The following is a 560-nucleotide window of genomic DNA, read 5'->3' as shown; positions in this document are numbered from 1 at the left end:
GAGTTTAAAAACGCCTACATTGTATATTTCAAAGAGACCTTGGACGTAAACAATGATGTGCCCATGACCATTAAAGTAACCTTCTCTGCAGAAGAAATTACGGTAGGCACGGCATCTTTACTGAACCGTTGGCCAAACGCATAAGATAAATTAGCGAGTACTATTAAGCCACTTATCTATTATGACATTAGCCTTCAAACAGTACTTTTGGAGGCTTTTTCAGGGTTCTGGTCCCCTGCCAAATAAATGCCCGAGCGGGATCCATGGCCTACAGGGTGCCGCCTAAAAACAAGGAGACGTGATAACCTACAAGAAAGAACCTATTTTAAACGGCCGTTATAACGACAACATTCCTTATGCCATTGCTATGGCGTCTCAATATAAAAAGCCCAATATCCCAAACCCCCAGATCAATCTAACACATTTAGTGCCACCTACATATAAAAGTTATGATACCAAAGACTCCTGAGAACAAACAGATCAGTATTAACGGAAAGTTCATTAGTGGCTTTAAGCACATCGAAATTTCACAAAAGATAAACGACCACCACCGTTTTGAA

General features: G+C 40.5%; 2 protein-coding genes. Both read left to right on the top strand.

The window, feature by feature from the left end; genetic code table 11:
* Positions 1-144: type VI secretion system tube protein TssD (gene tssD / locus ACFFU9_RS16175; protein WP_379860855.1), on the top strand; the 144-nt coding region annotated here is incomplete at its 5' end.
* Between the two features lie 154 nt (positions 145-298).
* Positions 299-469 (top strand): hypothetical protein, encoded by a 171-nt coding sequence (locus ACFFU9_RS16170; protein WP_379862528.1) that lies wholly within the window; start codon positions 299-301, stop codon positions 467-469.
* Positions 470-560: the final 91 nt, after the last annotated feature.

The sequence above is a fragment of the Mariniflexile ostreae genome (genome assembly GCF_042427585.1).
Classification (GTDB): Bacteria; Bacteroidota; Bacteroidia; order Flavobacteriales; family Flavobacteriaceae; genus Pseudalgibacter; species Pseudalgibacter ostreae.
Note: the sequence above shows the minus strand (reverse complement) of the source record. Positions and strands in the feature narration are given on the sequence as shown.